Annotated in this window: 23 protein-coding genes; 12 read left to right on the top strand and 11 right to left on the bottom strand. The window is 66.8% G+C overall.

The features are described 5' to 3' along the window. Positions 1-14 precede the first annotated feature (14 nt). The 4 genes from ACQR1Y_RS26790 to ACQR1Y_RS26775 form a co-directional block, all read right to left on the bottom strand. Positions 15-1,361 (bottom strand): cbb3-type cytochrome c oxidase subunit I, encoded by a 1,347-nt coding sequence (locus tag ACQR1Y_RS26790; protein WP_434877075.1) that lies wholly within the window; start codon positions 1,359-1,361, stop codon positions 15-17. 39 nt (positions 1,362-1,400) lie between these two features. Beyond that, on the bottom strand, positions 1,401-1,853 hold the full coding sequence (locus tag ACQR1Y_RS26785) for a c-type cytochrome (RefSeq protein ID WP_434877076.1): 453 nt from the start codon (positions 1,851-1,853) through the stop codon (positions 1,401-1,403). A gap of 102 nt (positions 1,854-1,955) precedes the next feature. Next, positions 1,956-2,219: a cytochrome C oxidase subunit IV family protein gene (locus ACQR1Y_RS26780; RefSeq protein ID WP_434877077.1), complete on the bottom strand. Its 264-nt coding sequence runs from the start codon at positions 2,217-2,219 to the stop codon at positions 1,956-1,958. A 3-nt stretch (positions 2,220-2,222) separates the two neighbouring features. Continuing rightward, positions 2,223-2,801, bottom strand: a complete 579-nt coding sequence (locus tag ACQR1Y_RS26775; protein ID WP_434877078.1) for a cytochrome c oxidase subunit 3 family protein — start codon at positions 2,799-2,801, stop codon at positions 2,223-2,225. A gap of 133 nt (positions 2,802-2,934) precedes the next feature. Between ACQR1Y_RS26775 and ACQR1Y_RS26770 the strand changes: the two genes are divergently transcribed. Then, positions 2,935-3,090 carry a hypothetical protein gene (locus ACQR1Y_RS26770; RefSeq protein WP_434877079.1) on the top strand — a complete coding sequence of 52 codons (156 nt, stop codon included), beginning with the start codon at positions 2,935-2,937 and terminating at the stop codon, positions 3,088-3,090. A 53-nt stretch (positions 3,091-3,143) separates the two neighbouring features. Beyond that, positions 3,144-3,332 (top strand): hypothetical protein, encoded by a 189-nt coding sequence (locus ACQR1Y_RS26765; RefSeq protein WP_434855909.1) that lies wholly within the window; start codon positions 3,144-3,146, stop codon positions 3,330-3,332. Between the two features lie 6 nt (positions 3,333-3,338). Here the strand turns inward: ACQR1Y_RS26765 and ACQR1Y_RS26760 are convergent, their stop codons facing one another. Then, on the bottom strand, positions 3,339-3,584 hold the full coding sequence (locus ACQR1Y_RS26760) for a hypothetical protein (protein WP_434877167.1): 246 nt from the start codon (positions 3,582-3,584) through the stop codon (positions 3,339-3,341). A gap of 289 nt (positions 3,585-3,873) precedes the next feature. Between ACQR1Y_RS26760 and ACQR1Y_RS26755 the strand changes: the two genes are divergently transcribed. The 8 genes from ACQR1Y_RS26755 to ACQR1Y_RS26720 all read left to right on the top strand — a co-directional run bounded on the left by ACQR1Y_RS26755 (position 3,874) and on the right by ACQR1Y_RS26720 (position 11,808). Beyond that, on the top strand, positions 3,874-5,292 hold the full coding sequence (locus ACQR1Y_RS26755) for a M20 family metallopeptidase (RefSeq protein ID WP_434877080.1): 1,419 nt from the start codon (positions 3,874-3,876) through the stop codon (positions 5,290-5,292). Between the two features lie 24 nt (positions 5,293-5,316). Then, entirely contained in the window at positions 5,317-6,891 is a 1,575-nt protein-coding gene (locus ACQR1Y_RS26750) for an amidase family protein (RefSeq protein WP_434877081.1), read from the top strand. 257 nt (positions 6,892-7,148) lie between these two features. Further along, positions 7,149-7,916, top strand: a complete 768-nt coding sequence (modA, locus tag ACQR1Y_RS26745) for a molybdate ABC transporter substrate-binding protein (protein WP_434877082.1) — start codon at positions 7,149-7,151, stop codon at positions 7,914-7,916. 20 nt (positions 7,917-7,936) lie between these two features. After that, the gene (gene modB, locus ACQR1Y_RS26740; RefSeq protein WP_434877083.1) at positions 7,937-8,626 is read left to right on the top strand and encodes a molybdate ABC transporter permease subunit; all 690 of its coding nucleotides are present in this window, start codon (positions 7,937-7,939) and stop codon (positions 8,624-8,626) included. Then, positions 8,623-9,717 carry a molybdenum ABC transporter ATP-binding protein gene (modC, locus tag ACQR1Y_RS26735; RefSeq protein ID WP_434877084.1) on the top strand — a complete coding sequence of 365 codons (1,095 nt, stop codon included), beginning with the start codon at positions 8,623-8,625 and terminating at the stop codon, positions 9,715-9,717. The genes modB and modC overlap by 4 nt, the downstream gene beginning before the upstream one ends. A 209-nt stretch (positions 9,718-9,926) precedes the next feature. After that, positions 9,927-10,787 carry a xanthine dehydrogenase gene (locus ACQR1Y_RS26730; protein WP_434877085.1) on the top strand — a complete coding sequence of 287 codons (861 nt, stop codon included), beginning with the start codon at positions 9,927-9,929 and terminating at the stop codon, positions 10,785-10,787. Between the two features lie 11 nt (positions 10,788-10,798). Next, a complete protein-coding gene (locus ACQR1Y_RS26725) occupies positions 10,799-11,389 on the top strand; it encodes a DUF2478 domain-containing protein (RefSeq protein WP_434877086.1) in 591 nt (196 codons plus the stop codon). Continuing rightward, complete coding sequence (locus ACQR1Y_RS26720) at positions 11,386-11,808, top strand: winged helix-turn-helix domain-containing protein (protein ID WP_434855917.1); 423 nt, start codon at positions 11,386-11,388, stop codon at positions 11,806-11,808. The genes ACQR1Y_RS26725 and ACQR1Y_RS26720 overlap by 4 nt, the downstream gene beginning before the upstream one ends. Here the strand turns inward: ACQR1Y_RS26720 and ACQR1Y_RS26715 are convergent. Together ACQR1Y_RS26715 and serA are read right to left on the bottom strand one after the other, a co-directional pair. Continuing rightward, positions 11,717-12,196: a TOBE domain-containing protein gene (locus ACQR1Y_RS26715; RefSeq protein WP_434855918.1), complete on the bottom strand. Its 480-nt coding sequence runs from the start codon at positions 12,194-12,196 to the stop codon at positions 11,717-11,719. The genes ACQR1Y_RS26720 and ACQR1Y_RS26715 overlap by 92 nt on opposite strands. 21 nt (positions 12,197-12,217) lie before the next feature. Beyond that, positions 12,218-13,465: a phosphoglycerate dehydrogenase gene (gene serA / locus ACQR1Y_RS26710; RefSeq protein WP_434877087.1), complete on the bottom strand. Its 1,248-nt coding sequence runs from the start codon at positions 13,463-13,465 to the stop codon at positions 12,218-12,220. Between the two features lie 288 nt (positions 13,466-13,753). Between serA and ACQR1Y_RS26705 the strand changes: the two genes are divergently transcribed. Further along, the gene (locus tag ACQR1Y_RS26705; RefSeq protein WP_434877088.1) at positions 13,754-16,408 is read left to right on the top strand and encodes a flavin-containing monooxygenase; all 2,655 of its coding nucleotides are present in this window, start codon (positions 13,754-13,756) and stop codon (positions 16,406-16,408) included. Here the strand turns inward: ACQR1Y_RS26705 and ACQR1Y_RS26700 are convergent. From ACQR1Y_RS26700 to ACQR1Y_RS26685, 4 genes are read right to left on the bottom strand one after another with little or no spacing between them, the layout of a single operon-like run. Beyond that, positions 16,405-18,291: an FUSC family protein gene (locus ACQR1Y_RS26700; RefSeq protein WP_434894324.1), complete on the bottom strand. Its 1,887-nt coding sequence runs from the start codon at positions 18,289-18,291 to the stop codon at positions 16,405-16,407. The genes ACQR1Y_RS26705 and ACQR1Y_RS26700 overlap by 4 nt on opposite strands. Positions 18,292-18,299: 8 nt before the next feature. Continuing rightward, a complete protein-coding gene (locus tag ACQR1Y_RS26695) occupies positions 18,300-18,842 on the bottom strand; it encodes a MarR family winged helix-turn-helix transcriptional regulator (protein ID WP_434877090.1) in 543 nt (180 codons plus the stop codon). A 54-nt stretch (positions 18,843-18,896) separates the two neighbouring features. Continuing rightward, positions 18,897-19,538 carry a 2-dehydro-3-deoxy-6-phosphogalactonate aldolase gene (locus ACQR1Y_RS26690; protein ID WP_434877091.1) on the bottom strand — a complete coding sequence of 214 codons (642 nt, stop codon included), beginning with the start codon at positions 19,536-19,538 and terminating at the stop codon, positions 18,897-18,899. After that, complete coding sequence (locus ACQR1Y_RS26685; RefSeq protein ID WP_434877092.1) at positions 19,535-20,467, bottom strand: 2-dehydro-3-deoxygalactonokinase; 933 nt, start codon at positions 20,465-20,467, stop codon at positions 19,535-19,537. The genes ACQR1Y_RS26690 and ACQR1Y_RS26685 overlap by 4 nt, the downstream gene beginning before the upstream one ends. 191 nt (positions 20,468-20,658) lie before the next feature. On the opposite strand from ACQR1Y_RS26685, the gene ACQR1Y_RS26680 reads away from it, so the two are divergent. Further along, positions 20,659-21,798: an MFS transporter gene (locus ACQR1Y_RS26680; protein WP_434855925.1), complete on the top strand. Its 1,140-nt coding sequence runs from the start codon at positions 20,659-20,661 to the stop codon at positions 21,796-21,798. The last annotated feature ends 22 nt before the right edge of the window (positions 21,799-21,820 follow it).

The raw sequence follows: 21,820 nt of genomic DNA, 5'->3' as shown, positions 1-21,820 counted from the left end.
CCGCCTGCCAGCGTTCACTCCGCGGGCTGCAGGGCCCCGGAAATTACGGCCTGCTTCGCGCGGCCGGGCACCAGCACAGCCCAGACGAACATCAGCGCCGAGATCGCGACGAACACGCCGGAGCCGAGCCGCACCCAGTAGAACATCGCGAGCTGGTCCTGCACGTCCATGTAGCTCTGGCCGAGCACGCGCTGCAGATGCACCTGGAGAATGCCGGCAAAGGTCAGGGCGAAGGTCATCACCATCATCGCCGTGCACATGATCCAGAAGCTCGCGATCGAGAGCCACTGGTTATAGGGCGCACGCTGGCGCAGCTGCGGCACCGCATAGGCCATCACGGCGAGGTTGAGCATCACATAGGCGCCGAAGAAGGCGAGATGGCCGTGCGCGGCGGTCACCTGGGTGCCATGGGTGTAGTAGTTCACGCTGGACAGCGTGTGCAGGAAGCCCCACACGCCAGCGCCGAGGAACGCCATCACCGAGCAGCCGACCGACCACAGCAGCGCAGCGCGGTTCGGGTGCTTGCGGCCGGCCTTGAGCGTCATCTGCACCGTGAAGATGACCATGGTGAAGAACGGCGCGACTTCCAGCGTCGAGAACAGCGAGCCGATCCACTGCCAGTAGCCGGGGGCGCCGATCCAGTAGAAGTGGTGGCCGGTGCCGAGGATGCCGGAGAACAGCGCCAGACCGATGATGACATAGAGCCACTTCTCGACCACCTCGCGATCGATGCCGTTGAGCTTGATCATCAGGAAGGCCAGGATCGAGGCCATGATCAGCTCCCACACGCCCTCGACCCAGAGATGGACGATGTACCACCAGTACATCTTGTCGACGGCGAGATTGGCCGGGTTGTAGAACGCGAACAGGAAGAAGATCGCGACGCCCCACAGCCCGAACAGCAGGATGTTGGTCACCGTGGTCTTGCGGCCTTTCAGCGCCGTCATCGTGACGTTGAACAGGAACATCAGGCAGACGACGACGATGCCGACCTTGATGATGAAGGGCTGCTCGAGGAACTCGCGGCCCTCGTGGTAGTGGAAGAGATAGCCCACCACGGCGGCGCCTGCGGCGCCGAAGAACATCCAGAACTGGATCTTGGCGAGCAGCGGGCTGTAGAGCTCGGTCTCGGTCTCCTCGGGCAACAGGAAGTAGGTCGCGCCCATGAAGCCGATCAGCGACCACACGATCAGCGCATTGGTGTGGATCATGCGAACGATGTTGAAGGGCAGCAGGACCGACAGCGTGTTCGGCAGCACGTAGATGGTGCCGGCGAGCAGGCCGAACAGGACCTGGGCGAGGAAGAGCGTCAGCGCGCCGTAGAAGTACAGCATCGCGACCTTCTGGGTCTCATATCTCATCGCGGATCTCTCTCGTGGATGAAGGACGGGATGCAGGGCTCAGCCGGCCTTGTTCGGCGGCCAGTCCTGGCGCTTGATGGTGTCGGTCCATTGCAGGAAATCGGCGAGATCGTTGAGCTCCTGGTCAGTGAGGTTGAACTGCGGCATTTGCCGCCGCCCGGGCGCGCCGGAGGGCTGCGACTGCATCCAGGATTTCAGCATCTCGCGGGCTGCTGCCGGGTCCTCTCTGCCGCCCCAACGGTCCCAGACGTTGCCGACCTCCGGCGCGAAATAGGCACCCTCGCCGAGCAGCGTATGGCAATTGATGCAGGAGTTCCTTTCCCAGACATGCTTGCCGCGCGCCACGCCATCGGAGAGCGTCGACGCCTTGGTCGAGGTCGTGACCATGTAGTAGTGGCTGTGCGCGGTCAGCCCGAGGAAGATCGCGAAGAAGAAGGCCGAACCGCCGTAGAAGACGTTCCGCGCGGCCGACTTGGTCAGGCGTTCCGCCATGACACGTCCTTTCCGGTTGGTGAGGATCAATGGTGTGGAAGCAATCTACTGGCGCTGCCGCGGGGCTCTTTGTCGGAGCGCAACGAGCGTGCAGATCGGCCGTCAGACGAGAGCCCGGATCGCAACCGCAAGCGCGGCAAAGGCGGCGAGACCGGCAAGCCAGGTGGTGAGCAGGCCGCGCCACAGCGCGGGCGCACTGCGCAGGCCGAGATAATCGAGTACGATCACCCTGCCCTTTGCAGCGGCGAGCGAGAGAACCAGCGCATCGACGAGCCATCTGTTCGGCACCAGCAGCGAGGCCGCGAGCGTGGCGAGCGCGAAACTCAGCAGTTGCAGCCAAGCCATATCAAGTGGGCTCCGGAACATGCCTCACCTCACCAGATAGAGGATGGGGAACATCACGATCCAGACCAGGTCGACCATGTGCCAGAATGCGGCCCCGGTCTCGACGCCGCTGGACGTCGCGCGATGGCTGACGACGGCGAGGATGACGATGCCAAGCCCAACGTGCAGCAGGTGGAACCCGGTCAGCAGGAAGTAGAGCGTGAAGAAGACCGAGGATTCGAGGCTCGCGCCGGAGGCGATCTCGTTGCTGTACTCGGTCAGCTTGATGACGGCGAATGCCGCCCCGAGCATCGTTGCCAGTGCAATCCAGCGCCGTGCAATATGCGGCGATTCAGCCCGCGCGGCCGCAGCAGCACGCGCGGCGGCCCAGCCGCTCGTCACCAGCACGATCGTATTCAATGCTGCGAGCGGTCCGTCGAGGACGGCCTGCCCGGACGCGAACACCACTGGATGGATCGCGCGGGTAACGATGAAGGCGCCGAGCAGCAGGCCGAATGCGACGAGCTCGCTCAAGATCAGCACCCACATCATGGGATCGCCGGGCAACCCGCCGAACACACCCCAGCGCTCGTCCTGGTCCGTCTCGCATGTCAGTGCCGACATCTCGCCCTCCGGTTGGATGCCGCGAAGCTAGTCAGGCGAGCCGAGGTCCTCTTTGTCGGTGCACAAACAGTGCGGCACCGGACTGCGCTAGGGATCGGCGACACCGCCAGCAGCAGACCCCAGGAGCAGTTCTATGACCGAAGCACAGCTCGGCCTCGTCACCGCCACGCCGATCATCATCGTGTTCGCAGCCGCGCTGCGGCGGATGGGGGTGCTGTCGACCACCGGCGCGGTCTCGGCCATTGCTGCTTCGGTCGCGATCGCAACGGTGCTCTTCGTCACCCAGTAGGCTCACTTGGAACCTTCGGCACACACGGACGTCACCTCGTCCGGAGGTGCCGCATGGACGACAAGCGATTCGCAGAACTGCTGGGCAACGCCGCGATCAGTGTGTGGGGCGACATCCCGCGCGACCTCCAGGAAGCGCTGTTCGAGACCGCGATGCGCGGCCAGGACGATCTGCGGCTGCAACTGGCGAAGCTCCTGCACGACCGGCATCCGCGCACCCAGCATCCGCCCCGGCCGGTGTGAGACGTCTCATTCAGGGCGATCATCAGACCGGAACTGCGATGCCTCGTCGTAACCCTTGCGGCTGCTGTAGAACACCAGCACCATCAGGCCGACCCCCACAATCAGCGAGAACACCACGCCCAGCGAGAGCGCGATCCAGCCCTCGGTCGGCATCGGATCGCCGGGCAGCGTCAGGCCCTGATAGGCAAAGACGGCGGCGCCGGCGAGAATCACCAGCAATGCGACAACGATCGTGATGGGTCCTGCACGCATGCGATCGCGCTCCTGCAGCCGAGAACAGGAGCCGTCCGTGATCGTTCCTGACGGTGCTTTAATGACGGCGGGCGGCAGTTCCGGAATGCGAGAACGCACGGGCGAGGCGGGTCGCATTGCGGCGCGGAAATCACCCCGCTGCATTCAAACGCAGCACTCTTTGCTCAAGCGCTGCCCGGCGGCTTGGCACCGCCCGCATGGCTGCTCCCGCCGGGGATCGCTAGGCGTCAGGGAACTTAGCTGATAACCATACCGGCCTCTTTATTGGCTACAGAGGACACGACCGGAGATGGATAACCGCAGCGAGATCTGGCGCGGCGTCGACGCGATCAAGACCCGTTTCATCGAGCTCAGCGACCGGGTGTGGAGCATGCCCGAGGTCTGCTACACCGAGGCCCGCTCCTCCGCCGAACACCTCGCCGAGCTGAAGCACCAGGGTTTTCGCATTACCGAAAAGGTGGCGGGCATTCCGACCGCGCTGATGGGCGAATGGGGCGAAGGCGGTCCGGTCATCGCCTTCATGGGCGAGTATGATGCCCTGCCCGGCCTCTCGCAGGAAGCTGGCGTCGCCGAGCACCGTCCGATCGAGACCGGCGGCCACGGCCATGGCTGCGGCCACAATCTACTGGGCTCGGCCGCGCTGCTTGCCGCCACCGCTGTGAAGGACTGGCTCGAGGCCAACAAGGTGCCCGGTCGCGTGCGCTACTATGGCTGTCCTGCCGAAGAAGGCGGCGCCGCAAAGGCCTTCATGGTGCGCTCGGGCGCGTTCGAGGATGCGGACATCGCCATCACCTGGCATCCGTCGAGCTTCTGGGAAGTGGTGATGACGCCGTCGCTGGCCAACACTCGCGCCGATTTCATCTTCACCGGACGCACGTCGCACGCCGCCGCCTCGCCGCATCTCGGCCGCAGCGCGCTCGACGCCGTCGAGCTGATGAATGTCGGCGTGAACTACATGCGCGAGCACATGCCGAGCGATGCGCGCGTGCACTACGCGCTGCTCGACACCGGCGGCATCGCGCCAAACGTGGTGCAGGCGCATGCCCGCGTGCGCTACTCGATCCGCGCCCGCGACCTCCCCGGCATGAACGAGCTGGTCGGACGCGTGCACAAGATCGCCCAGGGCGCGGCGCTGATGACCGAGACCAAGGTCGAGATGAAGATCATCTCGGCGGTGTCCAACATCCTGCCGAACACGCCGCTCGAAGAGGCGCTGTATGGCATCATGGAAGAACTCGGGCCGCCGCATTTTGACGAAACCGACCGCGATTTCGCCGGCCAGATCCAGGCGACCCTGACCGACAAGGACATCGAGTCGGTCTACTACAGCATCGGCATGGAGCCGACCGCCAAGCCGCTCGCCGACTTCCTGGTGCCGCTGAACACGAAGCGCAATCCGCAGATCGGCTCGACCGATGTCGGCGACGTCAGTTGGGTGGTGCCGACCGTGCAGGTGCACGCGCCGACGGTGGCGATCGGCACCCCTTTCCACACTTGGCAGGTCGTCGCGCAGGGCAAGACGCCCGCCGCGCACAAGGCGATGGTGCAGGCCTCAAAGGCGATGGCCGCTCTCGGCATCAAGGCGCTCAACGAGCCCGCGCTGATCGCGGCGGCGAAGGCCGACCTGAAGAAGCGGACGACGCGCACGCCGTATGTCAGCCCGCTGCCGGCCGACGTCGAGCCGCCACTGACGATGTCGGTCGCCTAAAACGAAAACCGGGGGGAGAATACGATGGCAAAGGCAGCGAAGAAGCCGGCGGCGAAGGCCGCCCGGCCGGTCCCGAAGCGCGCCACCGCGCGTACCGTGACCAAGGCGAAACCGTTCGCCAAGGCGAAAGCCACGACCAAGGCGCCATCCAAGCCGCAGGTGAAGGCAGCCGCGCCCAAGCCGCGGCTGCCGAAGGGACCGGCCTGGCAGTGGTCGGCGGTCGAGACCGCGGCGGCGATACGCTCGGGCGCCGTCTCCTCGCTCGAGGTAACCCAGGCGCACATCGCGCGGATGCACGCGGTCAATCCGAAGCTCAACGCCGTCGTCGTCGATCTCAGCGACGACGCCCTGAAGGCCGCGCGCGCCGCCGACAAGGCCCGCGACAAGTCCGGCCTGCTGCATGGCGTGCCCGTCACGATCAAGGAGAACGTCGACTACGAAGGACGTCCCAATCCCAACGGCGTCCCGGCGCAGATGGGCATCATCGCGCCGTCCGACGCGCCCGTCGTGCGCAACCTCAGGAAGGCCGGCGCGATCGTGCTCGGGCTCACCAACACGCCGGAATTCTCGTTCCGCGGCTTCACGGACAACCCGCTGCACGGACTCACGCTGAACCCGTGGGATCCGGAGATCACCTGCGGCGGCTCGTCGGGGGGCGCGGGCGCGGCTGTCGCCGCCGGCATCGGCACCATCGCGCATGGCAATGACATCGGCGGCTCGCTGCGCTGGCCGGCGCATTGCAACGGCGTGGTCACGATCAAGCCGACCCAGGGGCGCATCCCGGCCTATAACGAAAGCGCCACGGCGGAGCGGCCGATGCTGGCGCATCTGATGTCGTCGCAGGGCCCGCTGGCGCGCAGCGTCGCCGACGTCCGGCTGGCGCTGGACGTGATGAGCCGGCGCGACCCGCGCGATCCCTGGTGGGTGCCGGCCCCGCTCGAAGGCGACAAGCCGAAGCGTCCGATCAAGGTCGCGCTTGCGAAGCTTCCCGGCGACATGAATGTCGATCCCTCCGTGTCCGCCGCGCTCCGGCAGGCCGCGGATGCGCTGGAGCGATCGGGCTACCGGGTCAGCGAGGTCGAGGTCCCCGACATCACCGGGGTCTGGCAGACCTGGTGCGACATCATCACCAACGAGGTAGTGGTGCTGCAGGAGGCCAAGATGCTGGCCGTGACCTCCGAGGACTTCCACAAGGCGTGGGGCGGCATGAAGGCCAAGGCTGCGGAGCTCGACCTCGCAGGCTGGATGAACGCAACGGCGCAGCGCTCGACGCACATCCGTGCCTGGCAGCTGTTCTTCGAGGAGTACCCGGTCGTGCTGGCCCCCACCACCGTCAAACCGACGCCGGGTCCGCGCGAGGATACGGTAAGCCCTGAGCGGGTGCGCGAGATCTTCTTCAACGACATCCGCTTCATCTCCGCCATCAACGTCCTCGGCCTGCCCGGCGCCGTCGTGCCGGTCACCGTCCACAATGGCCAGCCGATCGGCGTGCAGCTGATCGCCGGACGCTATCGCGAGGACCTCGCGCTCGATGCCGCCGCGGCGATCGAGAAGCGCGCGGGCATGCTGGTTCGCCAGCTCTGGGAGCGCATGGCCTAGTCGGACAGCGGCCCGGGGCTCGCGATCCTCGGGCCGTCGTGTTTGCGACACGGCGCCGCATCGATTGTCGAAAGCCGAACACTGGCGCACTTCACGTCAGCACGAGGTTGCCTTCGTGTTGACGGGAACCGGCCGGGCCGTCTATTCTCATGTATACGAATGGATATAGCACGAGCTCGGCTTTCGCCGATGTGACGGAACAGGACTTGCAGTTCACTGGACGCATTCGTCCCGGTGAATACAACAAGGACATAGTGATGAGATCGATGCGCTTCGCCACCGCCGCCCTGTGTGCGGCCGTTGCCCTCCTGACCGGCACGAATGCCTTTGCCGGCAGCGCCAACATTGCCGTCGCCGCCAATTTCACCGAGCCGGCCAAGGAGATCGCGGGCCTGTTCAAGGCCAAGACCGGGCACGAGCTGGTGCTCAGCTTCGGCTCGTCCGGACAGTTCTACACCCAGATCAAGGAGAACGCGCCGTTCGCGATCCTGCTCTCCGCGGACGACGAGCGCCCGAAGAAGCTGGTGGATGACGGCCTGGGCGTCGCCGACAGCCGCTTCACCTACGCGATCGGCAAGCTCGTGCTGTGGAGCAAGGATCCGAACACCGTCAAGGGGGAGGAGACCCTCAAGGCGAACGCGTTCAACAAGCTCTCGATCGCCAATCCGACCGCCGCGCCCTATGGCGCTGCCGCGATCGAAGCGATGAAGGCTCTGAAGCTCTACGAGGCGATCCAGCCCAAGATCGTCCAGGGCAACACCATCTCCCAGGCTTTCCAGTTCGTCGACACCGGCAATGCCGAGCTCGGCTTCGTGGCGCTGTCGCAACTGATGCCCAACGCCGGCGGCTCGCGCTGGCTGGTGCCGCAGAACCTCTACAGCGAGATCCGCCAGGATGCCGTGCTGCTGAAAGCCTCCGCCGGCAACGAGGCGGCGACGGCCTTCCTGGCTTTCCTCAAGACGCCGGAAGCGCGTGCCGTGATCGAGAAGTTCGGCTATGCTCTGGATCCGAAGTCCGGCAGCTAGGCACCGATGAACCTTCAGGGATGAACCTCCACGTCTCCGCCGAAATCTGGCAGCCGATCCGGCTCACGCTCGAACTGGCAGCGCTCACGACCGTCATCCTGATGATCGTGGGCACGCCGATCGCCTGGTGGCTGGCGCGCTCGCGGGCGTGGTGGAAGGAAGCGGTCGCGGCGCTGGTGGCCATTCCGCTGGTGCTGCCGCCGACCGTGCTCGGCTTCTATCTGCTGGTCGCGCTTGGGCCCAGCGGCCCCGGCGGCGCGCTGGCCTCGCTGTGGGGCGCGCGCACACTTGCCTTCACCTTCCCCGGCCTTGTCATCGGCTCGGTGCTGTTCTCCATGCCCTTCGTGGTGCAGCCGATCCGCAACGCCTTCGAGGCGATGGGTGAGAAGCCCATGGAAGCTGCGGCCACCTTGCGCGCCTCGCCCTGGCGCGCGTTCTGGACCATCGCCGTGCCGCTCGCGAGCCCCGGCTTTCTCACCGGCGCGATCCTCGGTTTCGCCCACACCGTCGGCGAGTTCGGGGTCGTGCTGATGATCGGCGGCAACATTCCCGGCAAGACCAAGGTCCTATCGGTTGCGATCTACGATTATGTCGAGACCTCGCAATGGACGGAGGCTTCCGTGCTCGCGCTCGGCATGGTCGTGTTCTCGTTTGGCGTCATTCTGACGATGATGCTGATCGAGAAGAAGATGACGAAAAGCACGTCATGAGCACGGTCAAGGTCGACTTCCGCGGCACGCTCGGGCGTTTCGAGCTGAATGCACGGTTCGAGGTGCCGGCCCGCGGCGTGACCGCGATCTTCGGCCCCTCCGGCTGCGGCAAGACGGCCGTCATGCGCTGCATCGCCGGGCTCAACCGTCTGGACGGGCTGTGCTCGGTCGCCGGCGAGGTCTGGCAGGACGACAAGCACTTTCGTCCCGTGCACCAACGGCCGATCGGCTACGTGTTTCAGGAAGCAAACCTCTTTCCGCATCTCTCGGTCCGCCGCAACCTGATGTATGGACATCCCGGACAGACCGGCGGGACGGCGATCGGCTTCGACGAGGTGGTCGCGCTGCTCGGCATCGGAAAACTCCTGGAACGCTCGCCGCGGCATCTCTCAGGCGGCGAGCGCCAGCGCGTCGCGATCGGCCGCGCGCTGCTCAGCCAGCCCCAGCTCTTGCTGATGGACGAGCCGCTGTCTGCGCTCGACCAGATGACCAAGGACGAGATCCTGCCCTATCTGGAGCGGCTCCACGCCGCGCTCGACCTGCCGATCCTGTACATCAGCCACGACATCGCCGAGGTCGAGCGGCTCGCCGACCAATTGGTGCTGATGCGCGGCGGCGCCGTCCTCGCTTCGGGCCCGCTGCGCGATCTGCAGGCCGATCTGTCGCTGCCGCTCGCGTTGTCACGCGATGCGGCCGTGAGCCTCGATGCCACGGTCGTGAGCCAGGATGCGACCGACGGGATGGCGACGCTCGCCGTCCCCGGCGGCCAGTTTCTGCTCCCCGCCGAGACGCTTCAACCCGGGACCCGCCGACGGCTGCGGGTAGTCGCGGACGACGTCAGCCTCGCGCTGGAGGCCCCGAGCCGTAGCACCATCGTCAACGTGCTGCGCGCGAAGATCCTCGAGATTCGCAGCCAGTCGGACCATCGCGTCACCGCCCTGCTCGGCCTCGGCGAGGATGGCGCGGGCGCACGGCTGCTGTCCCGCGTCACCCAGCGCTCGTGGAACGAGCTCGGCCTGCAGGCGGGACTTGCGGTCTACGCGCAGGTCAAGGGCGCCGCCCTGGTCCGCAGCGAAGATCCCCTGCCCTGACTTCCAGCATCCGGCGTATCAGTCCGCAGCGCGCGTCGTGTTATATACGCGACAATATAGCATTCCATGTTATATCCTTGACAATATAGCTGAAGATCACACCCCGATAGACATGGCTGAGTTTCATCAACGAAACAAAAGGCTTGGCTGCTCCACGCTCGAGTGGCCCGGCGCTTGCTATCTCGATCTCGCAACACGAGGTCATCCGCATGAACGCCGCCGTCACCTGGCATCCAAATGCGCCCAAGCCGCTTGCGCTGGTGCTCGGCACCAATGAGATCGCCTCGGCGGTCGCGGCCAGGCTGAGCCACGCCCGCTTTGCGATCGTACTCTGCCACGACGCATTCCCGCCGGTGATCCGGCGCGGCATGGCCTTTCATGACGTGCTGTTCGGCGAGGCGCGCACCGTCGACGGCGTCACCGGCAGCCGCGCCGACAGCATCGCGGACGTCGTCCGCATTCATCGCGACGCCGGCCATGTCGCGGTCACGGCCATGCATCTCACCGATATCATCGCCTTCCGCTATCCGGCCGTGATCGTCGACGCGCGCATGCAGAAGCACGTGATGACGCCGGATCTGCGTGGCGTCGCCGGCATCGCCGTCGGCATCGGCCCGCGCTTCGCGGTCGCGCGCAATTGCGACGTCGCGATCGAGACGCACCCGTGCGAGACCGGCGCGATCGTAGCCCAGGGCACCACGCGTAATGCCGACGGCAGGGCACGGGATCTCGGCGGTGCCGGGCGCGAGCGCTTCGTCTATTCGAACCAGGAGGCGGTCTGGCACACGCCGCTCGACATCGGCACCCGCGTCTACAAAGGACTGCAGCTCGGCTCGCTCGGTGGCGCGCCGGTGCTCGCCCCGCTGGACGGTGCGCTGCGCGGCATCGCCCGCGACGGCCTGCGCGTGCCGGCAAACGTCAAGCTGCTCGAGATCGACCCCCGCGGACGCGCCGCCGCCTGGACCGGGATGGACGAGCGCGGTCGAGCAATCGCAACCAGCGTCGTCTCGGCCGTTCACCAGATCATGCAAACCGATCGGAAGGCGGGCCGCGTCTCCGCCAAGGTGTGAGGAGGACTGCGATGGGAAGAGCTGATGTCGAGAGCCGTCAAATCGTGGCGTTGCAGGGCGCCGCATCCAGCGTCATCCAGGACCTTCTGGGTGATCTCGCCATGCGGCTCAGCACGGCGGGGCTTCGCGTCTCCGGCGTGATCGAGAGCAGCGCCGACAAGGCCAAGCCGTGCAAGGCCATGATGCTGCGCAGCCTCGATGATGACAGCGTATTCTCGATCTCGCAGGATCTCGGCCCGGGGTCACAGGCCTGCAACCTCGATGCCGAAGGCCTGGCGCTCGCCTGCGCGACCGTGCAGCGATCGATCGCGCGGGGCACGGACGTCGTGATCCTCAGCAAGTTCGGCAAGCAGGAAGCGGCCGGCAGCGGGCTCGCCGATGCGTTCGGATCGGCGATCGCAGCCGGGCGCCCCATCATCACGGCGGTCTCGCCGGCGATGATGGAGGCCTGGACCACATTCGCCGGCGTCTTTGCTGAATGCGTCCCGGTCGACGTTGCGCGCAGCCCGGGCTGGATCGAGGCGTGGTCCGGCCGCATGGTGACATCGCAGAACTCGCGTGCGATGATCGGCGCTGAACGCGAGCGGATCGGAATGGGATGAAGCGCGAAGCTCAGATCGCATTGACCATCAGTTTCAGCAATGGCGGCACGCTGTCGCCCGAGGATCTGCGGCTGATCGAGTTCATCCGCAAGGAGCGCTCGATCCTCGGCGCGGCGCGCGCGAGCGGCATATCCTACCGCAAATGCTGGCTGATGGTGGATGCGCTGAACCGCACCTTTGAGACGCCCGTCTTCGAGACCCATCCCGGACGCCGCGGCGGCGGCGCCGAGATCACGCCGTTCGGCGAGCGGCTGGTCGCGCTGTATGGTTCGATGGAGCGACGCACGCGCACGGCCACGGCCGCAGCGCTCGGTGAACTGCAGAAGGCTACCGATCCTCGCTATCAGAAGCGGGCCAGCGGCGCGGCCGAGGCAGCTCCGAAGGCCGAACCGCGCCGGGCCCGATCGCGACGCTCTTGATCATCGCCCAGGCGGAGAGATCCGGCTCCAGCGCCAGCCGCTCGACCGATTCGAGCGTGACCAGCGCATGCAGCCTGGTGGTCCCGAGATCGAAGGTGACCCGCACATAGGGCGGATCGAGCGGCAGGATCTCCTCGATCCGGCCGGGCAGCCGGTTGGTGATCGAGACATCCATCGGCCGCGACAGCGCGATCGAGACGTCGCGCGCCTCGATGGTCACGGACACGCCGGCGTCAACGGCGGCATCGACCATCGGCACCCGCAATTCGCCGTCGGCGAAGAACAAGGTCGACAGGCCGTATTGCGGATCATGCCGCAGCACCCGCGCCGGCACGGTCGTCGAGAGAACGATCGATGCGGCTGAAGACGATGGGGCCTCGGCAGTCATCGCGCAGCGGCCTCCCTCACTTTACGGCCGGTCGTGATCGTACAGCACGCGCACACGGATCGTGCCTTCAACCGCGCGCAGCTCCGACAACAGCTCCTCGCCCTCGCCGCCGACCACGTCGGTTTCGAGCACGACGTAACCGACTTCGGGATCGGTCTGCAGATATTGCGCGAGGATGTTGATGTTGTGCCGCGACACCGCCTCGTTGACCTGCCGCAGCACGCCGGGAACATTGCGGTGGACGTGGATGAAGCGCGTGCCGGTCGGACGCGCGGGCAGCTGCACCTGCGGGAAGTTGACCGCGCCGAAGGTCGAGCCGACGTCGGAATAGTCAATCAGCTTGCGCGCGACCTCGCCGCCGATGCGGTCCTGCGCCTCCTCGGTGGAGCCGCCGACATGCGGGGTGAGGATCACGTTGGGCAGACCCTGCAGCGGAGAGACGAACGGATCGGCGTTCGAGGCCGGCTCGACCGGGAACACGTCGACGGCGGCGCCCGACAGCTTGCCCTCGCGCAGCGCGCTGGCCAGCGCGTCGATGTCGACCACCGTGCCGCGCGAATTGTTGATGAGATAGGCGCCGTCCTTCATGTGCCGGATCTGGCGCTCGCCGATCATGTTGGCGGTCGCCGGCGTCTCCGGCACGTGGAGCGAGACGACGTCGCTGTTGGCGAGCAGCTCGTCCAGGCTCTCGACCGGCTCGGTATTGCCGTGGCGCAGCTTGTCGGTGAGATCGAAGAAGATCACCCGCATGCCCATGGCTTCGGCAAGGTTCGAGAGCTGCGAGCCGATATTGCCGTAGCCGATGATGCCGAGCGTTTTGCCGCGCACCTCGCGGCTGCCATTGGCGGACTTGTCCCAGCCACCGGCGTGGGCCGACACCGAGCGCGGGAAGATCCGTCGCATCAGCATGACCACCTCGGCGATGGTCAGCTCTGCCACGCTGCGCGTGTTCGAATACGGTGCGTTGAAGACCGGAATGCCGAAACGCTTGGCCGCATCGAGATCGACCTGATTGGTGCCGACCGAGAAGCAGCCGACAACCATGAGCCGGTCCGCCGCCTGCAACACGTCCGCCGTCAAATTGGTGCGCGAGCGAATGCCGAGCATGTGCACGCCGGACAGCATCCGCTTCAGCTCGGCCGAGCCGAGCGCCTTGGGCAGCCGTTCGACTTCCGTATAACCGTTCGCCTCGAACATACGGACGGCCGAGTCGTTCACACCCTCGAGGAGCAGAACGCGGATCTTTTGCTTGGGCAGCGAGAGCGGCATGGACCTGGCCTGAATCAGTCGTGGGTGTGGCGTAGTGTAGCGGTTGTTACAGTCGCGTTGCGTTGAAACTTGGTGAATGCGACGCGGCAACGCCGCTTTCTGTCGCTTTCTCAGGGTCTTGTCCACTCCGCAACGCGGTTTTCAGCGGCAATGCAAAATCGGCGCCTGGCATAACGAATTCATGCGCTTCTTGCGGCGCAACAACCGCAGATCGTTGTTTTGTGTACTGACAAACCCCGCGAGCAGAGCTAGCCTTTCCGGCAATCAAAAAATCACCGGGAGGTCAGCATGTCAGACGGAATGGTCGAGGCACGCGCGCAGGAATCGACTCAGGGCGAAACCCAGACGGTCGATGTCGCCGTCGTCGGCGCGGGGTTCGCGGGATTGTACCTGCTGCATCGGCTGCGCAAGGCGGGATTCTCGACCGTGGCGCTGGATACCGCCCACGATGTCGGCGGCACCTGGTACTGGAACCGCTATCCGGGCGCGCGCTGCGACATCCAGACCGTCGACTACAGTTACACCTTCGATCCCGAACTCGAGACCGCCTGGCAGTGGTCGGAGAAATACGCCACCCAGCCGGAGATCCTGCGCTATCTCGGCTTCGTCGCCGATCGCTACGACCTGCGCCGTGACATCCGCTTCGGCACCCGCGTGCTCGGCGCGTCCTGGGACGAATCCCAGGAGCGCTGGCTGCTGACCACCGACAACGGCCCTGCCGTGTCCTGCCGCCACTACATCATGGCGACCGGCTGCCTGTCACAGCCGAAGCCGCCGGAGATCGACGGCGTGCACGACTTCAGGGGCGAGATCTACTTCACCAGCCGCTGGCCACATGACGGCGTCGACCTCCGGGGCAAGCGGGTGGCCGTGATCGGCACCGGCTCCTCCGGCATCCAGTCGATCCCGATCATCGCCGAACAGGCGGCGCAGCTCACGGTGTTCCAGCGCACGCCGAACTTCGCGCTCCCCGCGCACAACGGCCCGCTGCCTGCTGACCGCGCCGCGCAGCTGGCACAGGATCGCGCCGGCCTGCGTGAGCAGGCGCGCTGGTCGATGACCGGTGTGCCGATTCCGCCGGCCACCGAATTCAGCTGGGCACTCAGCGAGGCCGAGCGTCGCGAGCGCTTCGAGAAGATGTGGGCGTCTGGCGATCTCGTCGGCATGCTGACCCAGCTCTGGGCCGACCAGGGCGTCGATGCCGACGGCAACGCGCTGCTCGCCGACCTCATCCGCGAGAAGATCCGCGAGATCGTCAAGGATCCCGAGACCGCCGAGGCGCTCACGCCTCACGATCATCCCTTCGGCGCCAAGCGTCCGTGCCTGGACACGAACTACTACGCAACTTTCAACCGCCCCAACGTCACCTTGGTCAATCTGCGCAAGGAGCCGATCGCCGCGATCACCGCTGGCGCGATCAAGACCGACAAGCGCAGCGTCGACGTCGACGTCATCGTGTTCGCAACCGGCTTCGACGCCATGACCGGCGCGATCCGCGCGGTACATCCGATCAAGGGGCGCGGCGGCAAGTCGCTCGACGACAGCTGGGCTGACGGGCCGGAGACCTATCTCGGCCTGACAGTCGCCGGCTTCCCGAATCTGTTCCTGATCACCGGGCCCGGCAGCCCGTCGGTGCTGTCGAACATGGCGGTGTCCATCGAGCAGCATGTCGACTTCGTCGTCGACCGGCTGGCGGCGCTGCGCGACGCCGGCTTCACCACCATCGAGCCGACAGAGACGGCGCAGGCCGGCTGGATGCGCCACATGGCGGATTGCTCGACGGTGACGCTGCACCGGCTCGCCAACACCTGGTACACGGGCGCCAATGTGCCGGGCAAGCCGCAGACCTTGATGCCCTATACCGGTGGCGTCGGCCCCTATCGCGGCATCTGCAACGAGATCGTCAGCCGCGGCATGCTCGGCTTCAAGCTCACCGGCTCGAACGGCGCCACGCAGTGCAATGACGGCGAGATCGTGAAGCTGCAGCCGGATGTCCGGCTGGTGCTAAACATGCTCACCGAGATGAACCTGCCGCCGATCGAATCGATGGGCGCGCAAGGTGCACGCGACTTCATCGCCGAGTTCAACAAGGCCCGGCCGCCCGGACGCCCCGTGGGCGAGGTGAAGGACGGCACGCTGCCGGGCGCGGAGGGTCCCCTCGCCTACCGCCTGTATCGTCCGGCGACGCCAGGCCCGCATCCGATCGTCGTGTACTTCCACGGCGGCGGCTGGGTGCTCGGCGACGAGCAGTCGGACGATCCGTTCTGCCGCGACATGTGCCGCCGCTCCAACATGATCTTCGTCAGCGTCAACTACCGCCACGCGCCCGAGCATCGTTTCCCGGCGGCGGCCGAGGACGGCTACGCGGCGGCGAAGTGGGTCTCCGAACACGCCGCAGAGCTTGGCGGCCGCGAGGGCCCTGTGCTGGTCGCAGGCTGGAGCGCCGGCGGCAACATCGCCGCCGTCACCTGCCAATTGGCGCGCGATCGCGGCGGGCCGGCCATCGGCGGCCAGCTGCTGGTGTGCCCGGTCACCGATTGCAGCTTCGATCGTCCATCCTACACCGAGAACGCGGCCGGCTACTTCCTGACACGCGGGCTGATGTTCTGGTTCTGGGACATCTACTGCTCGCCGGCAGACCGAACGGACCCGCGGGTGTCGCCGCTGCGCGGCCAGCTGAAGGGGCTGCCGCCGGCCTACATCGTCACCTGCGAGTTCGATCCGCTGCGTGATGAGGGCATCGCCTATGCCGAGGCGCTGGCTGCCTCGGGCGTACCGGTCGGCCAGCTCAAGGCGCGCGGGCACTTCCACTCGTCCTTCACGATGGTCGACGTGGTCATTACCGGCGTCGGCGGCCGCATGCAGATGGCCGAGGCGCTGCAGGCGTTCACACAATCGGGTGACGACAGCAGTTCGCTGGAGATCAACGCCGCAGCGAGCTAACGCGACCACCGGCCTTCGGACTTGCGGAAGGCTGCAGGTCTTTCCGCAAGCGCGGTCGCGGCACGACACAGAGCCGGTAAGCAGCCGGATGTTTCGGCCGGCAGCCGATGGGCCGCGTGCAGCAGGGCGCGCGCCGCGCGTGCCGGATCCGCACCGACTCGGTGCAAGCGCTCCAGCGTCGCCGCGATGCGCCGCTGGGCGCGCGGCGACGCCATGCGCGCGCCAAGCGCGCCGAGTTGCTCGATCGCCTGGCCGACATACAGCAGGGCCAGCGCATCCTCGGCCAAGCGCGCCGGCGAGTAGGATGCGCGCTCGCCCCAATAGGTCGCGAGCAGGATGCGATGGTGAAGCAGCGCGCGCCAGGTCTTGCGCCGGTCCGATCGCAGGGCGCTCGCAGCGAGATGTTCGAGATCGTCGATCATTGAATATCTGACCGCCTCGTACCGCCGGCGGCTGTCGACGGGATAGATCAGGCGAAAGGCGATCAGCGCAGCCACCGGTCCGACAACCACGGCAAGACTGGCCATCAGCGAATGCGCGAGGCTCATCGTCTGCGGCCACACCGGTTGCAGCATCAGCAGCAGCACCATATTGATGTCGAACGCCATGCGCTCGGTCCGGCGATGCGCGTAGAGCTGCGCGCCAAGCAGGATGAACGGAACCATCGCCACGACCAGCCCGAACGATCCAGCCGCAAATGGCCAGACCAGCCATCGGCAGACCAGGCCGAGCATTGCACCGATCACTTGCCCGACAAGCACATGGCGCAGGGTCGCGACCGGATTCTCGAATGTCGAGAAGATCGAGAGCATGATGGCGGTCCCGAGCATCATGAAGCCGCCCATTTCCCAGCCGGTCACGAGCCAGATCACGCCGGTCGCCGACATCGCGGCGAAGGCGCGGACCATCGCGCGGCGTGCCAGCAGCCACTCGCGATGGAGCAGTGGATCAGCGGCGGGAGAGCCGTCGAGATCGTCGAGATGTCTCGTCGCCGCATTCAGTTCACCCAGGACCGCCGTCAGTGCACTGTTCGGATCCGTAGCGGCCGCAACATCATACAGCCGCTGGAGCGCCTCCGCGGGGTCAGCGGCCGGGGACGTCTCCATCGTCGTCGCCGCGGCCCCCACGGTTGCTTCGATCGCGCGGCTTTCATCCGAGCGCAGCCACAACGCGGCGGACACCTGCGCCGACAGCAGGGCGCGCATCTGCCGGACCAGCCTTCGGCGCCTGCGCGAGCCGGCGCCGTGCAGGTCGAGCGTGCCCTCGAGCGTCGCAATATCCGACAGGATCGACTGCTGCCGATCTTCCGAGACCGGCGCCCCGCGCCGTCGCGCGATGAGGTCGGCAGCCAGCCGCCCGCTGAGCAGCCGCGCCTTTTCCAGCAGCGAGATGTCGTCACCCGGCGCGGCGAACAGCAGCCCGATCAGCAACGCCGCGAGGATGCCCACGGAAACCGTCAGCACGCGATCGGCACCCAGGGCCAGCACATGCTCGGGATGAGCCGAATCGAGCAGCGCCACCATCGCGGCCGAATATCCCGAAAGCATCGCCGCATAGGATGCGTAGCCGCGGACGAGGTTGCCGGCAAAGGCGCACACGCCGATCCACAGTGAGATCCCGATCACGAGCACGATGGGATCGCCCTGCGAGACGCGCATCAAGATCATGCCGAAGAGGGCGCCGATCACGGTGCCGCCGAACCGAGCCGCGCTCTTCTCCAGGAGGTGTCCGCGCAGCGGCTGCGACGCCGCCCACACGGTCATCGCCGACCATTGCGGATGTTCGAGCCCGGCCAGCCAGGCGGCGGCCAGCGCGAGACAGGCTGCGATCGCGGTCCTGAAACCGAACGCAAGCTTGGGACCGTCAAAGCCGAGCCGCGGCATGATCGACGTCATGATATGGTTTCGTCCGGATCGGCGAGGCGGCGCTCGATCCGCTCGAAGACGTCGAGGGTCGATTGCAATTGCCTGTCGTTGATGTCTCTCAGCATCGCGATCTCGGCATCCTGCAGGATGCGATAGACGGACGTCAGCACGCGCCGCCCCTTCGTGGTGAGAAAGACCAGCCGCGACCGGCGGTCCGTCGGGGAGACCCGACGCTCGATCAGCCCGCGCTCGCTGAGCTTGTCGAGCAGCCGCACGAGGCTCGATCCATCGATTCCGCAGCGGGCCGCGAGCTCGTTCTGGGTAATGCCGTCGCCGGACCGATCGAGGTGCACCAGCGGCGGCCAAGCCGCGTCCGACAATCCAAGCGCATCCATGCGCTCATCCAGCGCCCGCCGCCACCGGCGGGCCAGGCCGACGAGCGCAAAACCGAAGCGCAGGCGCGCGGTGGGGTCAGACGTTGCCATCGGCCCATTGATTGAACTCAAATCATTTGAATTCAAGTCATTTTGGCGCGCAAAGGCTGAGGAACGGCTCTGCTTCCCGCGCATGCCGACGATATGTCAGCGGCTCGCCCAGCCGGAGACCGGCCGGATCGGCCTGAATCAGGCTTGCTGCATCAGGGCGTCGTCATAGGCCCGGATCGAGGCCAGCGCCGTGACCCTGACGTCGTCAGGCCGCATACCGGGCTTGTACAGGCTCGAACCAAGCCCGAATGCGCGCACGCCGACAGCAACGTAGCCGGCCAGATTCTTCTCGGACACGCCCCCGACGGCTCCGACTACGACGCCCTTCGGCAACACGGCGAGCTGGGCCGCGATGCCGGACGGGCCGAGCACGGACGCCGGGAAATACTTCAAGGCCGATGCGCCGCAGCGCAGCGCAAGAAACGCTTCGGTCGGCGTGAACACGCCCGGCATCGTCACCATGTCGTAGGCCTGCGCGGTCGCGAGCACCTCCGCATCGACATTCGGGCTGACCATCAACCGCCCGCCCGCCTCCGCGACGCGCACGCAATCCGGCGCACTCACGACCGTCCCCGCGCCGATCAGGCTGTCATTGCCGAACCGCCGGGCAAGGCGTCCGATCGAGACGAACGGATCCGGCGAGTTGAGCGGCACCTCGATCATCTCGAAGCCGGCCTCGATCAGGACCTCGACGATGCCCTCGCACTCCTCGGGCCTGATCCCGCGGAGGATCGCAACGAGAGACCGCTTCACCGGCGGCCAGGCAACGGACTGTGTCATCGGAAGCGCGCTCCCCAGATTTTCCCGGCGGCCTTGATCAGTCCGCGGCGTGACGCCTGCTCGGCATCATAGTCGTCGACATCGAAACCGGCCGCGCTCAACGCGCCGCGATAGAGAGCGCCAAGCCGGCCGGAGCCGATCAACCGGAGCGGACGGTCGGCGCCGAATTGCGCGCGGGCGTCGGCGATCTCATGGCCGATCAGCAGACCCGACAGCCGGGCAGCGCCATCGGGACGCTGCTCGAAACCGAGCAGTTGTGCCGCGCGAAGCCGAAACAGCGCGCCGGTCAGGGCGGTCGGTGCCGCCAAAGCCGTCGCGAGTCCCGCGCGGAATGGGGCGCCGTCCTCGGCCTGCGAGCCACCGGGCTCGACGGCGTGCATCAGGATGCTGTGCTGAGAGATCACAGCGAACAGCTCACCCGTCATGTAGGTCGCAAATTCGACCACGGCGCCGGCCTCGATCCGGATCCATTTGCTGTGCGTGCCGGGAATGCAGACGAGGCCGGAGAAAGCGGGCTCGGTGACGCCGAGCAGTTGCGTCTCCTCGCCGCGCATGACATCGGGCCGATCGGCGCGCGCCTGGGCGAGTCCAGGCAGGATTCGGACATCGCCGTCCGTGTTCACGCCGACAGCACCGTCGTGCAGAGCATCGAGCCGCGTCGGCGTGTGCAGATAGGGCGCCTCGACCCAGCCTTGCCGCGCGCCGGCCATGCCGCAGATCAGGACGGGCAGGTCGCCCGGTGCGCCGAGCTTGTGGAGATGATGGTGCAGCACCGGCGCAAAGCCTGACGTCGCACAATGCAACATGCCCTCGCTGCCGCGCGTCTCCGCAAGCTCTGTGCCGTCCGCGGCCATCAGCCAGGCACGGAAGCTGGAGGTTCCCCAGTCGACGGCGACGAAGGCCGCATGGGACGTATCTGCCGAGCTCATCGTTCCTCGTCGGCCGGGCTGCGACACCGCGAAACGTCGGTGTGAGTGACGCCAGCCCTATAGGCATGATATGGGCCGCCGACAAGCGTGACATCGCGGTCGCGCGACGCCGCCCGAGCTCTCGCGTTCCCCTGGGGCGTCGTGCTCATCCCCTCCCGCGTGCCCCGCGCCCGCACCGCCGGATCTCATCGATGACAGTCTCCGCCCCCCGCGCGGCGCAGCTCGCGACCCGCCTCGCCTTCTTCGTCGCCGGCTTCGGCATCGCCTGCTGGGCGCCGCTGGTGCCGTTCGCCAAGCAGCGTCTGGCGGTGGACGACGCCACGCTCGGGCTGCTGCTGCTGTCGCTTGGCGTCGGTTCGGTGGCATCGATGCTGGCTGCGGGCGTGCTGAGCGCGCGCTATGGCAGCAAGCCGGTGGTGATCGTCAGCGGCTTTGCCCTCGCTCTCCTGTTGCCTCCGCTCGCGGTCGCCGCCACCCCGGTCTCGCTGGCGCTGGCGCTGTTCGCCTTCGGCGCGGCGCTCGGCTCGCTCGACGTCTCCGTGAACATCCAGGCCATCGAGGTGGAGCGGCTCAGCGAGCGGCCGCTGATGTCCGGCTTTCATGCGCAATTCAGTATCGGCGGCTTTGCCGGTTCCGGCGTGATGACGGCACTGCTGGCGCTCGAGCTCGCCCCGCTGCCCGGCACGCTCGCCTGCGCCGCGCTCGCGCTCGCCGCGATGGTGCTCGCAACACCGCGTCTGCTCGCCGGCAAGCCGGCGCAGGCCGGCCCCCTGCTCGTCGTGCCGCATGGCGCGGTGCTGCTGCTGGCGGCGCTTGCCGCGATCATGTTCCTGGTCGAAGGCGCCATGCTCGACTGGAGCGCACTGCTGCTGAGCGGCTCCGGCCGCCTGCCGGCTGCGCAGGCCGGGCTCGGCTACATCATGTTCTCGATCGCCATGACCGCCGGGCGCCTTGCAGGCGATGCCGTGGTCGCGCGCATCGGCGACCGCGCGACATTGCTGTGGGGAAGCGCGCTGGCCATCGCCGGCTTCGTCGTGCTGCTCAGCGTTCCCTCCATCATCGCCGCGATGTTCGGCTTTGCCCTGATCGGCCTGGGCGCCTCCAATCTCGTCCCGGTGCTGTTCCGCCGGGCCGGTGCACAGTCCGCGATGCCCGTCGGTCTTGCGGTCGCGGCGGTCACCACCGCCGGCTATTCCGGCGTGCTGCTCGGCCCCGCCGGCATCGGCTTCGTCGCCGCGGCCACCAGCCTGACGGCCGCGTTCTGGGGACTTGCCGCGCTGCTCGTCATCGTGCTCGCGAGCGCGCCGTTGGTCGCAAGGGCACCGCAATAGGAACGAGCCGCGAGGCGACGCT

Origin of the sequence: Bradyrhizobium sp. HKCCYLRH3099 (genome assembly GCF_051167855.1) — a bacterium.
Lineage (GTDB): Bacteria > Pseudomonadota > Alphaproteobacteria > Rhizobiales > Xanthobacteraceae > Bradyrhizobium.
Note: the sequence above shows the minus strand (reverse complement) of the source record. Positions and strands in the feature narration are given on the sequence as shown.